The following is a 16,629-nucleotide window of genomic DNA, read 5'->3' as shown; positions in this document are numbered from 1 at the left end:
AAGCTTACGAAAACCCGCGAGACGGGAAGTCTTCGGACCGCTGTATCCAGTTGAGCGGTGAATATTCGGCGGCCCCATCACAAACATGAAGCGTGAACGCGTGACGCGCCTTTTCAGAGCGATTGGGCGGACTGTAATGCGGCAAGAGCCCGTGCAGCATGACCAACGTGCCTGCCTCGACCTCGAGCGGTTTCGCGGCAGCATCGCCTGGCCATGGGGCATCAGACAATGTTTCCATCTCCACCGCTCCATCACGCAGGCAGAAGCGTTGGCGCAACGGTGTTTCGATACCCTCATCGCTCACCCAAAGGCAGCCGTTTTCAAGGGTCGCATCGTCAATCGCAAACCAGAAGGTCAGCACCGAAATTGGCGCGGTGTAGAAAAAGGTCGCGTCCTGATGCCAGTTGACCTCGCCCCCGATGCGCGGCTGCTTGAAGATATACATCGACTGGTAAATCTTGGGGTCTGCCTGTCCCAAACCTTTCGCAACCAAATCGCAATTGGGATCGCGTGAAAAGCGTTCGAACACTGGATCAAGATCATGCATCGCGTGACCGATCTTGTTGATCGAGAGCGCCTTGTCCTGAGCAAGCTTGCCGTCTGCATCGAACGCCTCTTCTTCAAAGAAACAGCGGACCGTATTGGCAGAGCTCAGGAAGTATTCGTCGCGCGTTTTTGCGTGGTCCCTGGTCGTGAAGATCGCGCGCTCGCCCTCGGCATCGAAGTCCTCGATGATTGCCGCTGCTGCTGCGCGCAGTTCCTCAAGCTCGTCCGCGCGCTTGAAACCTTCAATTGCGCAATATCCCTTTGCGCTGAATTGATCGATGTGGGTTTGGGTCAGCATTTTATTCGGTCCTCAACGCTTCGATTGGCGACAGGCGCGAGGCCCGGACTGCCGGATAGCCTCCAAAAGCGAGTCCAATCACTGCCGAGAAGATGAGCGAGCCAATGGCTACGCCCACTCCGATAGGCACAGGAAAATCGGCATAAGCGGTAAGCGCGGTCCCGGCGAGCCATGCAAGAGCAAGGCCGACTGCTCCGCCAAGGACACACAGGACAGCGGCCTCAACCAGAAACTGGTTGCGAATGTCAGATCGCTTCGCGCCCAAGGCCATGCGCAGACCAATTTCGCGCGTGCGCTCTGTTACGGAGACCAGCATGATGTTCATGATGCCGATCCCGCCAACAAGCAGCGAGATCGAGGCAATCGCAACCAACACCGCCTGAAGGATGCCGGTGATGAACTGGCTTTCCTCCATAAATTCCTGCGTGGTGCGCACGCGAAACGGGTTAATCTCGCCATCACGCACCCGGTAACGGTCTTTCAGGACATTGGTGATGTCGATCTTGCCCTGAACAAGTGATGCGCCTTCTTCAAAGCCTGCGAAGGCGAGTTGCAGATCGTCCGGGCCGGGCAGAGTATCGCCGACAAAGCGCTGGCGCATGGTCGAAATCGGCATGACCACCGTGTCGTCATTGTCGGTGCCGAAGGTCGATCCCTTCTCCTCCAGAAGGCCGATCACCTGGAAAGGAACGCCATCGACGCGCACGCTCTCGCCCACGGGATCAAACTCGCCGAACAACGTTTCAGCCGTGGTGCGGCCCAGCACCAAAACCCTTGCCGCGGACCGCACATCTGCCTCGGTGATGTAACGGCCCCGGTCTGCGGGATGGTGGGTGATCGAGCCATAGCCAGGCGTTGTTCCGACAGAGCTGGTCGTCGCATTCGCCCCCGGCGTCACGAGATCCAGGGTCGAGCGCAATTGAGGTGCGGTGGCGATGACGCCGGGCACTTCGCGCTCGATCGCTCGCAGGTCGCGCTGGGTAAGGCGGCCCCGATCAAAAGATCGCCGTCCTCCCTCGTTATCTGGCTCGGGCACGATGATTGCCATATTGGATCCGAAGCTGTTGATCGACTGCATCACCGACACCTGTGCGCCATTGCCCACAGCAACGGCCAGGGTAACGGCAAAGACCCCGATCAAAACGCCCAGCATGGTCAGGATCGAGCGCATCAGATTGGTGCGCAACGCGGTGAACGCGATTGCTATATTGACGCTCCAGCTGGCGAGCCATTTTTCCATCAGACGCCCTCCGCTTCGGCGTGGGCGCTTGCAACCGTGCGATTTTTGACGAGACGATCCTCGATCACCTTACCGTCGCGAAATTCAATCCGGCGCTTGGCGTGATCTGCGATCTCGTCTTCATGGGTGACGACAATCACCGTGATACCAGCCGCATTGAGCTTCTCGAAGATCGCCATGATCTCTTCACTTGTTCGGGTGTCGAGAGCGCCGGTGGGCTCGTCTGCGAGCAGCACCAATGGCTCGGTCACAAGCGCCCTTGCGATAGCGACTCGCTGCTGCTGACCGCCCGAAAGCTTGGCCGGCGTGTTGAGAAGCCGGTCGCCCAGCCCCATGTCCCGAAGCTTGGCAATCGCCCGCTCTCGCCGCTCTGCCTTGTCGATGCCCGCATAGATGAGCGGCACCGCGACATTGTCGATCGAGGATGTGCGGGCGAGCAGATTGAATTGCTGGAAAACAAAGCCGATTTTCTCATTGCGCAAACTGGCCAGTTCATCGCTCGACATGGACGCGGTGGGCGTCCCGTCGATCAGGACTTGTCCAGATGTGGGCACATCAAGGCAGCCGATCATGTTCATGAAGGTCGATTTGCCAGAGCCGCTGGTCCCCATGATAGCAACATATTCGCCCCGCTCGATGCTGAGCGACACGCCATTGACCGCATGGATGGTCTCGCCGCCCAGATTGTAGCTTTTGACAAGCTTGCGGGTTTCGATAAGCGGCTGATCCGTTGCGGTTCGAGGCGTTGCGGGGGTGGCCATCATCGCGCCCTAAGAACCTTCGCCAGAGCCATCGCCACGCAAGGATCTGGAGCGAACGAGCACGCTTTGCCCGGCCTCAATGCCACTGGTGATCTCGACATAATCTTCGCCCTCAAGCCCGATTGTGACCGCGATCCGCGAAGGCGCATATGGATCTTCGGCCGGCACCCAGACATATGCCTGCTTCGCATCCTCGCCTTCCTCGTCAAGCTGCTCACCGCGATCATCTTCGCGCGGCAAGAAGCGGGTGGCAGCAACCGGCACGCGAAGCACATCTGACTTCGTGCCAGTGATAATCTCGACATTGGCAGTCATGCCGGTAAGCAAGCGTCCGTCGGAATTGTCGACATCGAGAATGACGAGATAGCTAACCGCATTTCCCGACTGCGTGGCGGACTGGCGAATTTGCTGAACCGATGCCTCGAAGTCGGCATCGGGGTAGGAATCGACGGTAAAGCGCACCGTCTGGCCCGAACGCACCTGACCAATGTCAGCCTCATCCACCGAGGCCTCGACCTGCATGCGGCTTGTGTCGGCGGCGATGGTAAAGAGGTTGGGCGTCTGGAAGTTTGCTGCAACCGTCGTGCCGGGTTCAACCAGCTTGTCGATTACGACCCCGCTGGTGGGCGCGACGATGCGAGTGCGCGAGAGATCGAGGCGCGCCGATTCCAGCTCTGCCATGCTCTGAGCAATCTGGGCGCGCGCGCTTTGTGCCTGTGCCTGCGCGGTGCTCAGATTGGCCTTGGCCGCAACGAGGGCATTCTCCGCCTGATCCAATCCAGCGGTCGATACGAAGCCCTTTTCCGCCAGCTCCTTACGCCGGGCAAATTCGCGAGTTTGCACATCGACATCTGTTGTAGAGCGGGCGATCGAGGCCTGTGCCTGAGCAAGGCTGGCGCGCGCCAGATCCACCTGCGCGCGGGCTTGGGTCACACGGGCGCGGGGCCGCGTTGCGTCTATTTCTGCGAGCAATTGGCCAGCGGCCACGGGCGAGTTGAAGTCGACATAAACCTGCGTGATCTGGCCGGAAACTTCCGCGCCCACGTTGATCGTGTTGAGCGCTCTCAACGTGCCGCTGGCGGACACGACACGGGCCACTTCACCCACGCTAGCCTCTTCAGAGACATATTCGTAGTCGCGCTCACCCGAGGAGAAGATGGCCCACACAATCGCCAAAAGGACAAGCGCGATGATGACAGTGATAATCGGATGTCGTTTGATCCAATCGAGAATTCGCTTCACTTCAATGCCCCGTGTTTCATGCGCTTTGAAAACCATACACGCTCTCGCATCGCAATCGAGCATCAATCATGTCGTTTGCAGGAGATTTTGATGGGGTCGCCGAATTTCGGGAGGGCCCGCCGAGCTACAATAGCGATTTGGCGAGGCCATCGAACGGTCGCAACTGCTCCAGCAAAGCGCGCATCTGAGCGAGCGGGATCATATTGGGCCCATCGCTCGGCGCGCCATCAGGTTCCTGATGCGTTTCGATAAAGAGTGCAGCTACGCCCACCGCCAGCGCGGCGCGCGCGAGCGGTGCGACAAACTCGCGCTGCCCGCCGCTGGAAGTCCCCTGCCCACCGGGCTGCTGGACCGAGTGTGTGGCGTCAAATACCACCGGATAGCCGGTCCCAGCCATGATCGGCAGGCTTCGCATATCGTTGACGAGCGTGTTGTAGCCAAAGCTGCTCCCTCGCTCGCACAGGAGGATGTTGTCATTGCCGGTGCTGGCAATCTTGGCCGCCACATTGGGCATATCCCAAGGCGCCAGAAACTGTCCCTTCTTTACATTGATCGCGCGCCCTGTTTTCCCCGCTGCGAGGAGCAGATCGGTTTGACGGCACAGGAAGGCGGGGATTTGCAGCACGTCTACCACCTGCGCCACGGGCGCGCACTGCGCGGGTTCGTGGACATCGGTGATCACCGGGCAGCCTAAAGTTTCGCGGATTTCGCTGAAGACGTTCAACGCCTCACCAAGCCCGATACCGCGAGGAGAAGACACCGCGGTTCGATTGCCTTTGTCGAAAGAAGATTTGTAGATGAACCCTATGCCGAGAGCTGTGCAGATCTCGTTGAGGCCCGCAGCCATTTCCAGCGCATGTTCCCGGCTTTCCATCGCGCAAGGCCCGGCGATGAGGACAAATGGCTGGTCACTCCCGATGGTCAGATTGCCGACTTGAACGTGCTTCATCACCGCCTCCTAAAACGCGCCATGCGCCGATAAGATCTTCTGCACATCATCGCCGCGCGCCGCGCTCAGGCGGATCTGGGCTTCGGTTGCGAGGACATCCCAGGCAAGAGCCTCAACCTTGCTCCAGTCGCTTTGCGGGATGACCACCACGCCGTCTTCATCAGCAAACACCACATCGTCGTTGCTGATCGGGACCTCGCCGATGCGGATCGGGGTATTCATGGCTTTGAGAGTGCCCTCAAACTTGATGTCGTTGCAGTGGCTGGCGTGCGCATAAACCGGCAGTCCAAGGCGTCGCACATCCTCGGTATCGCGGGTGACGCCGTCGATCACGGCGCCGACCGCCCCCGCCCTGACGGCGAGCGATGCGTTGAGGTCCCCGAAATACGCGCGCCCAGGAACTTCATTGGCAACCATGATGACATCACCCTGCCGCACGAAACCATAGGATTGAAGGGCGCCGTAAATTCCTTTCCATGCGTCGCTCGGGGCGTCGCGGTTCACTTTGCCCAATTTCAGGGTCTTGGCCCTTCCCATAACTTTGCCGCCTGTGGTCGGGCGGATATGTGCAGGCAGGACCGCCGGGATACCAAGTTCCTTGGCGATGTCGGCGAGGACGGTGGAGGAAAGGACGCCCGTCATTGATCGGAAACGAGCGGCCTCGCGTGAGCGTTGTCCGGCGGCAATTGTCTCTGCGAGGGCAAAATCCGAGGGAGTGTCGATGTCGATCTGTTCGGTTGGATCAAGCTCAAACATGATGGGTGAGCGGCCATAGCGCTGATCCGGAGGCGTGCCGTTTTCTGATCGTCGCACCATGTAAAGGCTCATCGCCTCCGCAACGGTTTCAGGCAGGTCGCCACTGTTGGGAACACAGCCCTTTGCATCAAGGTATTGAGGGCGCCCGTGAGCCCAGCAATAGTGTTTCTCGCGAACAACGCCCACAAGACTGTCGGCACTGGGGTTCTCAATCAGAGCCTCAAGCGCGCGGGTGATTGTATCGGCGGTGACGAACGGGGCTGTGCACAGCAATTGGACCCAGATGTCGGCGCCGGGTCTTTGGCTGCACTGCCATGCAAACATGGCGTGCCCGTCGGTGGCATTGGTTGCAAGATAAGCCGGGCGCTCCAGCCACGTCACGGGCAGATCGCTTGCGAGCGCGGCGATTTCGGCATCCTCGCTATCCAGACACACCTCGGTGATGAGGGGGCAGTCGAGAGCCTGACGCAGCTTTCGTTTGAAAAGGTGTTCGCCATCCAGAACCGCACGGTTCTTTCCGGGCACTCGCTCGCTGTTTCCCTTGGCGGGAATGAAGGCCACAATCTTCATCGCTTATTCCAGAACATCTTGCGCATGGAGCATGCCTTCAAGGTGGCCTTCGGCATCGACCACCGGCAACACCAGCCACGCGCGCCGTGCTTTGGATCGCAACGCGAGGACATCACCAAGGGTCGCGTCCAGTCCCACTGTTTGCGGGCAGGGTTGCATCAGCTCCCCTGCTGTTACACCGGTGATATCCGTGCCGCGCTGGAGGTATCGTCGCACATCTCCATCAACCACCAGACCAAGTAGGCGATCAACGCTATCAACGACGCAGGCAGCGCCCATGCGCTTCGCTGACATGACACTGAGCAAGTCAACGAGGGGCAATTCGGGCGACACTTTCGGAAGATCCTCGCCGTGTCGCATGAGGTTTGTGACAGGGATCATCTGCCGACCCAGAAGACCAGCGGGATGATGTTGCAAAAAATCATCGCGCGTGAACCCGCGCCTCGCGCTTGCTGCAACCGCCAGCGCATCACCGATCGCAAGATGCAATGTGGTGCTGGAGGTCGGCGCCATTCCAATGTGATCCGCCTCGCCTTCCACTTCGGCAAGGATCGTGTGCTCGGCAGCCCTTGCCAGCGGCGAATCCTTGCGCCCGACTATAGCGACCAGAATGCAGGCGCGGGCGCGCAGCATGGGAACCAACCGGGCGATCTCTTGCGTCGTTCCACTGTGCGACAGCATGATAACGAGGCTGCCTGGTCGCACCGCCCCTAAATCGCCGTGAGCGGCTTCTGCTGCATTCATGAAATGTGCTGGCGTTCCAAGGCTCGACATCGTGGCCGCGATCTTGGCTGCGATATGACCTGATTTACCGATGCCTGTGACGATAACGGACTGACTTTGCGCCGAGATGAGGGCGATAACCTTCTCGATTGACGCTTGCGGCGGGGTTTGCAGAAAGGCCTGCAACGCATCCTTCTCGCTCGCAATCGCTCTGTAAAATGTATCGGATGCGGGCGAGTTTCGCGGCGCTTGGATTACCGGCACTGCGGTCATGTCGCCACCTGCTCGCCGCGCATCCAGTCTGCTGCGTAAACGCCGAGATTTCTCTCCCAGCGTTCCGGGTTGAATGGTTTGGAAAGACGCTCCAGAATGTCTGCGCCAGTCAGTTCAGGATCCTTTGGCCAGACGAGATTATTCGCTGCGTGACAAGCGAACCATGTGCGTGCACTCGCATCGCTTGGCGCCAGCGCGCATCCCTTGATGAGGTCCGCGGCAAACCCCTCCAGATTTTCGCTTGCCCCAAGCCAATTCGCGCTTTCGAATTTGGAACGACGCACGATCGGTGTCCCGCAGAACGCAGCGAGCGAGAATGCCTTGGAATCGCCCAGATATACACCGTCAGCAGCCCGCATAAGGGACGGCGTGGTGCGCGCCCCGCTAGGCATTTGCGCAGGCAGAAGCGAAAGCCGTTCGGGATGGGTCGCCGCCAGCATTTCAATTGCGCTGTTGTCGACGTAAAGTTCGTTCAGCGGGTGGTTGGTCATCGCCACAAAAACGCGCGGGTCCAATGCATCGAGCAGTTCTTCAACCCATCGAACATTGGGCAAGGCGCCCTTGCGATGGATGGTGAAGAAGTTTTCCTCGTGCTCATATTCTAGCGGAAGAAAAAGGATCGGGCGGTCGAAGGGCAGCTTAGCCCATTGGCGAATGGCATTTCGCGCCGCACCCTTGGCAGGGCACGCATCCACCAGAGGCTGCCAATAGGGTTCCACCAGAGAATTAAGCCGCCTGAAATGCGCATCATCGAGATCGGGGATGATCCCGTGCGCAAACGGCTCTTTCGTGAAATGAACCGCATCCACGGGAAACGAAAGCGGTTCCGCGCCTCCCTCTGTGATATGACGCACGATACCGGGAAATTGCCGCACAGTTTCAAGGTCAGCCGAACGACACAGCACAAAATCGGGAGCCAGGCCTTTCACGAAGTCGATGATCGCACCGGCCTGTGTAGCCTTGGTGCGCATTGAAACGTGGTCGTGATCGGTTACGATATGCCAATGTATCTGCGGCATATGCGCGCACAGATCGTATTGGCATTGCCCCACGCCCGTGCCCTTCCAGACAATCGGTGCAAGAATATGAATCTCATTGTCCGCCGCAAGCTTTTCCAGCAGCGGGACAATGATGTTTTCAAACCACCACGGGGTGATCACCGGCAGATAGAACAGAACCCGCATCGTCGCCCCTCGCATGCTTTGTGGCAAGGCTGCTGGATTGCAGACCTTGGTGCGTCACAAGGGTGCTAGGTCACGATGATGAGGATTGATTAACCTTAATCCCTCGGGAAAAACGCTAAGGAAAAACCCGCAGGTTTCAGCGCACCCGCGAGGGTGCGACCAGAACCGCATTGGCGATTAGCAGATCGAGACCGTCGAGATACGCTCTTGTCGAAGGATCATGGGCAAAGGCAATGGTCATTCCACGGCCCGTTCCTTGCGCCATCATATAAGGCTTGAAGGCGATCTGACGCCGGTTTTCGTCCCAGACATAGCCGCTTTCAATCAGCGAATCCGCTGCGGCGAACCGCAGCACGTTGCTACCGTTGGAGCGATCAAGCGGCGTAAACACAAGCGAACCGCTGGCAAGCACCACTGCGCCATCGTCATACCCGGCCGAGAGGAAATGCTCGGTGTCGGCAACGGTGTTGAGCAGCGCGCCGGGCAGCGTATCAGGCAAGGCCTCCTGATTGGCGATAAGCTTGCGGTACTCTTCTTCGCTTTCGATCACTTCGGCTTCGGTAAGTGATCCGGCTTCCACGCTTTCGTCCTTCGCGGAACGCCCCAGTGCAGCCTCACGCTCGACCGCAAGAAGCGCATCATCACCCGACGCAAAGGCCCGCACCGAATTGCCAACCGCCACCAGAACGCCGCCACCAGATACGAAGCTGCGCAGATTACTGATACCGCTCGACCCCATAGCGCCGCTCGGAGAGCCGTCGGGCACGATCACCACATCGTATTCGGAAAGGTCAGCCCGGCCAAAACGGTTGGTGCGGATCGGCACGACCGGCAGGCCAAGACGCTGTTCGATGACAAAGCGAAATGCTCCGGCGCTCAGCTGCGATACGCCTTCATCCCACGCGATTGCGATCTTGGGCACGGTCAGCCGGCGGAACGCAGAGCTTCCCAGATTGGGGCCGTCTTCGACCCAGCTATCGTCAATAGCGACGGTTTCTGCGCCTATTTCGGCCGCGAGTTCGCGCAGCCGCGCCAGTTTTTCAGGCGTGTTTCGAGCAACAGGAAAAAGCACCGTTCCACGCGGGAATGTCCGCCCGTTCTTGGTGAACGCCTCGTCGGTGGAACTCGCCTCGATCCCCTCGCGCAAGGCATGGGCCACCAATGTCGCCTGTCCGCTATCGCTCCATGGAACAGCGACAGCGTAGGCACCCGTGGCATCACCAACAGGTGCAATCACCTCATCTCCGGTCAGAAGACCGCCCCCGACAGCGCGGTTGCAGACATCAATCTTCACACCCGACATCGCCCCCAGGGACCATGCGGTCACATCGTAAAGCTCGTGATCCAGATCGATCGAGCGGCGTTTTTCCTGTTCGGTGATAAACTCGCGAGGGAGTTGCGTATCCTTGTCCAGAAGACTTCGCACCAACTTACCGGCGGGCTGCGCCTGTGGAACCGCAATATAACCTTGCGGATAGGAGCGGCCACATACGGTTACAGGACCCGATTGACGCACGACCTCAATACCTTGTGCAGCCAGCCTGCGACCCAGACGCTCGGCATTCCAACGGCGGCTCGCCAGATCAATGACGTAAGACCCGCTGCCTGATGCGCCGTTCGCATTGGCGCGGCGGTATCTTGCATAATCGCCAAGAAATCTGTCGGCGTTGCGCGCCACGGCTTCCGCTGTCGAAAGACTTGCGATGAAGTGATTGCGAACCGTGGTTCCATAGGGAAGCACTGTTCCATCGCGCCGGTCCCAGACAAGGCCGCGTGCGGAGCCTTGCTCATAAGTCATCCCGATCGCACCCTGATGCGCGTTCCAGGTGTCGCCATAGCCGGGATAGAACAGGTCGAAAATTTCGCGGGTGAAATAGGGTTCACCCAACGCATCAAAATTGCGCGCATTGTTGCGCCCGATGAGCTCGTACAGGCCAAGCTGTTCAGGCGTAATATTGGGGTTCACCGGATCTGCTGCTGGCGCGAAGAAATAGGTCTGATCGCCGCCCATCTCGTGAATGTCGGCAACCACCACCGGGTTCCACTCAAGCATCGCACTGACCTTGCCGCGCGTCTCCGGCTGGCTCAGCGTGAACCAGTCGCGGTTGAGGTCAAACATGTAGTGATTGACGCGCCCGCTGGGCCAGGTTTCATCATGTTCTGCTGCTTGCCTGTCACCGATAGGCGTCATGCCCAAGGCATTGCGAAAATGGCTGACGAAACGCGCGCGGCCATCAGGGTTCTGGACCGGGTCGAGCACGACGATCGTTTCAGACATGATTTGCCGGGTTCGCGGATCATCGGTCGCAGCCAGCAAATGATAGGCCATCATGATCGCTGCATCGGTCGAGGCGATTTCGTTGCCATGCACCGAATAGGCAAGCCAGGTTACCGGCAGGGCATCGCCATTGCTTGGCCGCCCCGCTGCCACATTGGCCATATCGGTCCGGATTGTATCGAGGCGCGCCATATTTTCAGGCGCGGTCAAAACCACATAGTGGAGCGGCCTGCCCTGCCAGCTCGTTGCATATTCGATCATGCGCGCGCGGTCCGGCGCGGCAGCGACCAGTGCCTCAAGATAGCGCACCGTCTCTTCAGGGCTGGTGATCCGCTCTCCGGGCTGGTGGCCAATCACCTCGGTCAGCGTCGGGAGCGAAGGGTCAAATTCAGCCTGCACATAGGACTGCGCAAACGCGCCGTCTGAAAAAGAAACCAATGCGAAGGCTGAAGCGACAAAAGCGGCAAAGCGCCGAACCGGATGAATAATCATTCCGACGGTCTTACCCAGAACCGGGCCAAGCGCAAGAGAGCCGATGGAAGCAGCAGCGCCACGTCCACTTTCAGCGATTATGTGTTCAATATGAAGGCAAGGTGTGTTTTTAGCGCAACATTTTTGCAAAATGTGACGCAAATGAGCCATTATGACATGACGTATTCTTGACACAAGTGGCCTGCGCATTGTCCACCTTAACCAACAACAACAAGGGACCCGCTATGAAACCTCTCAAAATCTCATCCTAGGCGCTGTGGCTTGCAGCGGCAAGCGCGATGCCTTTCGCCGCTTCCGCTCAGGAAGTTGCAGGCAATGCTGACGACGAAAACACGGACAACCGGATCGTCGTGACCGGCTCGCGCATTGCGACCGATGCGACCACTGCTTTGGCAAGCCCTGTTCAGGTCGTCACGGCCGAAGAATTCCGCGACACTGGCGAAGTCGACATCACCGAAGCGCTGCGTGATATTCCAGCGCTCCAAGGCGCTCTGCCGGCAACTCTCGATAGTGCGGACGGCGGCGATGTGACCGGTGCAAGTACTTTGAACCTTCGCCAATTGGGCACGGCGCGGACACTCGTCCTTCAAGATGGCCGCCGCCACGTGCCTGGCTTCGCGGGCACAGCGACGGTCGATGTGAGTTCGATCCCGCAAGCTCTGATCGGCAGCGTTGAAGTGCTGACCGGCGGCGCTTCGGCAATCTATGGTGCAGACGCTGTTTCCGGCGTTGTGAACTTCAAAACCCGCACTGGTCGTGATTTCGACGGCATCGAATATCGCGCTCAAACCGGCATCAGCGATGAAGGCGATGCGGAAGATTACTTCGTATCCGTCGCAGGCGGCGGCGAATTCTCTGACGGTCGAGGAAGCGCGGTTTTCGCTCTCGAATACTCGCACTCGACTTCGATCACGAACGGTGACCGTCCCGATATTGCAGGGCCCGGCTTTTCGTCATTCAACGGTTCGAATGATGCAGCAAACGCGTTCCTTGGCCTTGCCCCCGGCACGCGCAATGCGTTCTTCCCGAACCGAACCCTTCCGGTTTCGAGCCCTGGTTCGACGATCGGCTTGGCGCCAGGTTCGTTTAACGTGCCATTCTTCGCTCTCTTAGACACGCTCGATGCAACCGCGACCCCCGGGACCTTCGATCCATCGGTGGATGCGGTGCCAAACATCCCGGGAACCAACATTCCCGTGCTCCAGATTATTGATCCAGTGACCGGCGAACTGCGTGCTTTCAATCCAGGATTTGCCACCGGTGCCTTTAACGCAATCGGCGGCGACGGGATTGCTATTGGCGAGACTGCCCTTGGTCAGACCCTCATTCCAGAGATCACGCGTGTCGTGGCTGCTGCTGGGGTGGACTATGAAATCACCGAGGGGATCACATTCTTCGCCGATGCAAAGTTTGCTTATGCAGAGTCTTCCAGCATTAACGGCATTCCATTCTCGGACGATATTCCAATCGCTCTCGACAACCCGTTCCTGCCACAAGCGTTGATCGATCAGATTCCAATCGTGGACGCTCTGAGTGATGAAACACCGACGATTTTCGTTGCTCGTGACAATCTTGGCTCTGAAACCAATTCAGGTTCTGCGGTTGAGCGTTCGACCATCCGCGCAACCGGTGGTTTCCGCGGCGACATCACCGATACCGTGAAATTCGAGGTGTCTTACGCTTGGGGCCGCACCGAAGTCGACAGCATCGATGTCGGCTCGCGTCTGAATGACCGTTATTACACGGCTCTCGATGCCGTTGCTCTGACACAGGCTGATATCGACGCAGGTGTCGGTAACCTCAACGCCATTCGAGGCGGCCAGGACATCCAGATCGACGGTAGTTCTGCGCAAGTGGGCGATATCGTCTGCCGCGCTGAACTTACCGGCGAGCGTTCGCCAGCAGCTCTGTTCGTTGGTGCTCCACCACTTGACGAGGATGGCCTGACCCGTCCGGTGACTTTCCAAATCGGAGATGGCCGTTGTGCACCTCTCAACATCCTCGGCTCACAAGCGATCCAAGGTGCAGGCCGTGACTTTGCATTCGTTGATCTCACGGACCGCACGGTGATCGAGCAGCAGCAGTTCTTGGCTGTTGTATCAGGCGACACGAGCAACTTCTTTGAATTGCCAGGTGGCCCAATCGGTTTTGCAACCGGTTTCGAATATCGCCGTGACACATCGAACTTCGTCCCTGATTCCTTCAAGCGCATCGAAGGCAATGTTGTCGGCAACACCGCTGCGATTATCGATATCTCGCCCACCGATGGGCAAGGCATCTCCGTCAAAGAAGGCTTCGGCGAGCTTCGCTTCCCGCTTCTCGAAGGACTGCCCGGCATTGAGTATCTCGAGGTAACGGCGTCTGGCCGCTATTCCGATTACAATACCATCGGTACGACAAAGACCTATTCATTCGGCGGCACCTACAAGCCGGTGGACTGGTTCACGCTTCGTGGTACCTATTCGCGTGCCATCCGAGCACCGAACATTGGCGAATTGTTCGCACCGCAAGGCCCAGCCTTCATCGGCGTGGACGAGGACCCGTGTGATAATGACAACGTCAATGACGGTACGACAAACCGCCAGGCGAACTGCCTTAACTTCGTGGCAGACGGGTTCGATTCATCAGACTTCCTGACCGCGTTCGTGACCGGTACTACTGGTGGTAACCCGAACTTGATCGAGGAGACGTCGGACAGCTTCACGATTGGTGGTATCTTCGCACCGCGCGGCATCCTTGGCGGCGCGTTGGACAACCTCGTTGTCATTGCTGACTATTACGACATCGAGATCACCGACGCTATCGGGACCTTGTCGGGGGCCGATATCGCTGAAGCTTGTGTTGATCTGCCTTCGATTGACAACCAGTTTTGTGACAACATCCAACGCGATCCGAACAATGGTGGTGCGATTTCCGGATTTACGTCCGGCAACATCAACCTCTCGTCGCTGCGGGCACGCGGGGTCGACTTCGAAGCACGTTATACCTTCGATGCTCCATTTGGTGATGGCGACTACGGCACGTTCCGTTTGAGTGCTACGGGGACATATTTCCTCGAGCGTTCAACAGAAAGCGATCCGATCATTCAGCAAACGATTGAGTCAGAGGAAGATCCTCTCCAGCAACAATTGTTGATCGCAGACCAAGGTCTCAACAGCGACCTTCTGAATGTCATCGGTGTTCCAGACCTGATCATCAATTTCGGCATCAACTGGGATCTCGACCGCCTGAGCATCGGCTGGAACGGGCGTTACGTTGATTCGTCACTGCAACGGTCAAACTCGGCAAGCTTCGTTGCTGCGATCGAGGGTGACAGCGTGACTGTTACACAGAACGAGGGCCTGCTTGACCTATCACAGTTCAAGACGGGCAGCGCTTTGGAGCACAACATTAACGTAAGCTACGATGTTACCGACGACATCCAACTCTACGGTGGTGTAAACAACCTCACTGACCGCAAGCCATTCCTTGGCTCGCTCGTCCGTCCGGTTGGTCCGCGTGGTCGCTTCTTCTTCGTGGGTGTATCGGGCTCGTTCTAAGCCCTACCCGGAACACAAAAAAGGGGCGCGGAGATTTCGGTCTTCGCGCCCCTTTTTCTTTGTCCCGTCGGTAGTCGCCTCAGGCGTTGCCATGTTCCTTGCGGGCGATCTCGTGAAGCCAGTCGGCGTGGCGCGGGGCGGTCTTGGTCTTGCTCCATTCCTCGAGCATCACCGGTGCCACGCGCTTCAATTCCGCGTATTGCTCATCACTGCCGATATCAGCGGCCAGTTCGACGCGGTGGCCATTGGGGTCGAAGAAATAGATCGACTTGAAGATGCCGTGGTGCGTGGGGCCAAGGACGTCGACGCCTTCGCCCTCAATATGCGCCTTGGCGGCGAGAAGCTCTTCCTCAGAGCCCACCTTGAATGCAAAGTGCTGCACCCAGGCGGGCGTGTTTGCATCGCGGCCCATCTCGGGCTGGTTGGGGAGTTCGAAAAAGGCGAGGATGTTGCCGTTCCCCGCGTCTAGGAAGACGTGCATGTACGGATCATAGTCGCCGGTGGAAGGCACATGATCTTCGGCAAAAGCGGTCGTGTATTCCATGCCGAGCACGCGGGCATACCACTCAACGGTTTCCTTGGCGTCCTTGCACCGCAGAGCTGTGTGGTGAACGCCGCCCAGTTTCACGGGATGGGTCATTGGGCAGGTTCCTCTTCGGTGTTCAGCACACCGCGCGCGATCTGGTCGCGCTCGATGCTCTCGAACAGCGCCTTGAAGTTGCCCTCGCCAAAGCCGTCCTTGTAGTCGCCAACGCGCTGGATGAACTCGAAGAACACCGGGCCAATGCGCGGCTCTGCGAAGATCTGGAGCAGCAGGCGGGGCGAACCACCTTCAGTAGTGCCGTCAAGCAGGATGCCGCGCGATTTGAGCTCGCCTTCATCCTGACCGTGGCCGGGAAGACGTTCTGGCAGCATCTGGTAATATGTCTCTGGCGGCGCAGTCATGAAGGGCACGTCGAGCTCTTTAAGCTTGTCCCAAGCCGCCACGATATCGTCGCAGATGAGAGCGATGTGCTGGATGCCTTCGCCGTTGTATTCGCGAAGATACTCCTCGATCTGGCCCTTGCCGTTCTCACCCTCTTCGTTGAGCGGGATGCGGATCTTTCCGTCAGGCGCGGTCAGCGCCTTGGAAGTGAGGCCAGTGTATTCGCCCTTGATGTCGAAATAGCGGATTTCCTGGAAGTTGAAGAGCTTCTCATAGAAGTCGGCCCAATAGGCCATGCGCCCGCCGTAAACGTTGTGGGTGAGGTGATCGATCAGCTTGAAGCCGCAGCCTTCGGGGTGCTTGTCGATGCCGGGGAGATATTCAAAGTCGATGTCATAGATCGACAGACCCTCGCCATTGTCGTCGGCATAGCGGTCAACGAAGTAGAGGATCGACCCCCCGATGCCGCGAATTGCCGGAATGGAGAGCTCCATGGGGCCGGGAGCATTGGCAACCGGCTCTGCGCCTTGTTCGAGCACATGGGTATACGCCTTGGCCGCATCGCGCACGCGGAAGGCCATTCCGCAAGCGCCTGCGCCGTGTTCGCGCGCGAAGTACCAGGCGGCTGACTTTGGCTCATAATTCACCACCAAATTGATCCCGCCCTGACGCCACAAGGCTACATCTTTCGAGCGGTGGTTGGCGATGTGGGTAAAGCCCATGCTCTCAAACACCGGCTCCAGCATGCCCTTCTCGGGAGCCGAGAATTCGACGAACTCAAAGCCGTCGAGACCAGCGGGGTTTGCGAACAAGTCACCGGGGTGGAGGGGCTCTTGGAGGGTCATGTGCCAAT

The 16,629-nt window shown here is 58.5% G+C and carries 12 protein-coding genes; 1 reads left to right on the top strand and 11 read right to left on the bottom strand.

What is annotated here, in order from left to right; translation table 11 throughout:
* Positions 1-4 precede the first annotated feature (4 nt).
* From MWU38_RS01155 to MWU38_RS01115, 9 genes are all read right to left on the bottom strand, one after another.
* Positions 5-844: a phytanoyl-CoA dioxygenase family protein gene (locus MWU38_RS01155; RefSeq protein ID WP_247269996.1), complete on the bottom strand. Its 840-nt coding sequence runs from the start codon at positions 842-844 to the stop codon at positions 5-7.
* A gap of 1 nt (position 845) precedes the next feature.
* Positions 846-2,084 (bottom strand): ABC transporter permease, encoded by a 1,239-nt coding sequence (locus MWU38_RS01150; RefSeq protein WP_247269995.1) that lies wholly within the window; start codon positions 2,082-2,084, stop codon positions 846-848.
* A complete protein-coding gene (locus MWU38_RS01145; RefSeq protein ID WP_247269994.1) occupies positions 2,084-2,848 on the bottom strand; it encodes an ABC transporter ATP-binding protein in 765 nt (254 codons plus the stop codon). The genes MWU38_RS01150 and MWU38_RS01145 overlap by 1 nt, the downstream gene beginning before the upstream one ends.
* Before the next feature lie 6 nt (positions 2,849-2,854).
* Complete coding sequence (locus MWU38_RS01140) at positions 2,855-4,087, bottom strand: efflux RND transporter periplasmic adaptor subunit (protein ID WP_247269993.1); 1,233 nt, start codon at positions 4,085-4,087, stop codon at positions 2,855-2,857.
* Between the two features lie 124 nt (positions 4,088-4,211).
* Positions 4,212-5,036, bottom strand: a complete 825-nt coding sequence (gene kdsA / locus MWU38_RS01135; protein ID WP_247269992.1) for a 3-deoxy-8-phosphooctulonate synthase — start codon at positions 5,034-5,036, stop codon at positions 4,212-4,214.
* A 9-nt stretch (positions 5,037-5,045) separates the two neighbouring features.
* Positions 5,046-6,362 (bottom strand): hypothetical protein, encoded by a 1,317-nt coding sequence (locus MWU38_RS01130; protein ID WP_247269991.1) that lies wholly within the window; start codon positions 6,360-6,362, stop codon positions 5,046-5,048.
* A 3-nt stretch (positions 6,363-6,365) separates the two neighbouring features.
* On the bottom strand, positions 6,366-7,358 hold the full coding sequence (locus MWU38_RS01125) for a KpsF/GutQ family sugar-phosphate isomerase (RefSeq protein WP_247269990.1): 993 nt from the start codon (positions 7,356-7,358) through the stop codon (positions 6,366-6,368).
* The gene (locus MWU38_RS01120; RefSeq protein WP_247269989.1) at positions 7,355-8,557 is read right to left on the bottom strand and encodes a hypothetical protein; all 1,203 of its coding nucleotides are present in this window, start codon (positions 8,555-8,557) and stop codon (positions 7,355-7,357) included. The genes MWU38_RS01125 and MWU38_RS01120 overlap by 4 nt, the downstream gene beginning before the upstream one ends.
* Positions 8,558-8,678: 121 nt before the next feature.
* The gene (locus tag MWU38_RS01115) at positions 8,679-11,312 is read right to left on the bottom strand and encodes a M14 family metallopeptidase (RefSeq protein ID WP_247269988.1); all 2,634 of its coding nucleotides are present in this window, start codon (positions 11,310-11,312) and stop codon (positions 8,679-8,681) included.
* Between the two features lie 278 nt (positions 11,313-11,590).
* Here MWU38_RS01115 and MWU38_RS01110 point away from each other — a divergent pair, with 278 nt between their 5' ends.
* Positions 11,591-14,851: a TonB-dependent receptor gene (locus MWU38_RS01110; RefSeq protein WP_247269987.1), complete on the top strand. Its 3,261-nt coding sequence runs from the start codon at positions 11,591-11,593 to the stop codon at positions 14,849-14,851.
* Positions 14,852-14,930: 79 nt separating this feature from the next.
* Here the strand turns inward: MWU38_RS01110 and MWU38_RS01105 are convergent, their stop codons facing one another.
* Positions 14,931-15,491 carry a VOC family protein gene (locus MWU38_RS01105; protein ID WP_247269986.1) on the bottom strand — a complete coding sequence of 187 codons (561 nt, stop codon included), beginning with the start codon at positions 15,489-15,491 and terminating at the stop codon, positions 14,931-14,933.
* Entirely contained in the window at positions 15,488-16,621 is a 1,134-nt protein-coding gene (gene hppD, locus MWU38_RS01100) for a 4-hydroxyphenylpyruvate dioxygenase (RefSeq protein ID WP_247269985.1), read from the bottom strand. The genes MWU38_RS01105 and hppD overlap by 4 nt, the downstream gene beginning before the upstream one ends.
* Positions 16,622-16,629 lie beyond the last annotated feature (8 nt).

Origin of the sequence: Qipengyuania sp. S6317L1 (assembly GCF_023015615.1) — a bacterium.
In the GTDB taxonomy this organism is placed as follows: Bacteria; Pseudomonadota; Alphaproteobacteria; order Sphingomonadales; family Sphingomonadaceae; genus Erythrobacter.
This window is presented reverse-complemented; position numbering and strand designations above follow the sequence as displayed.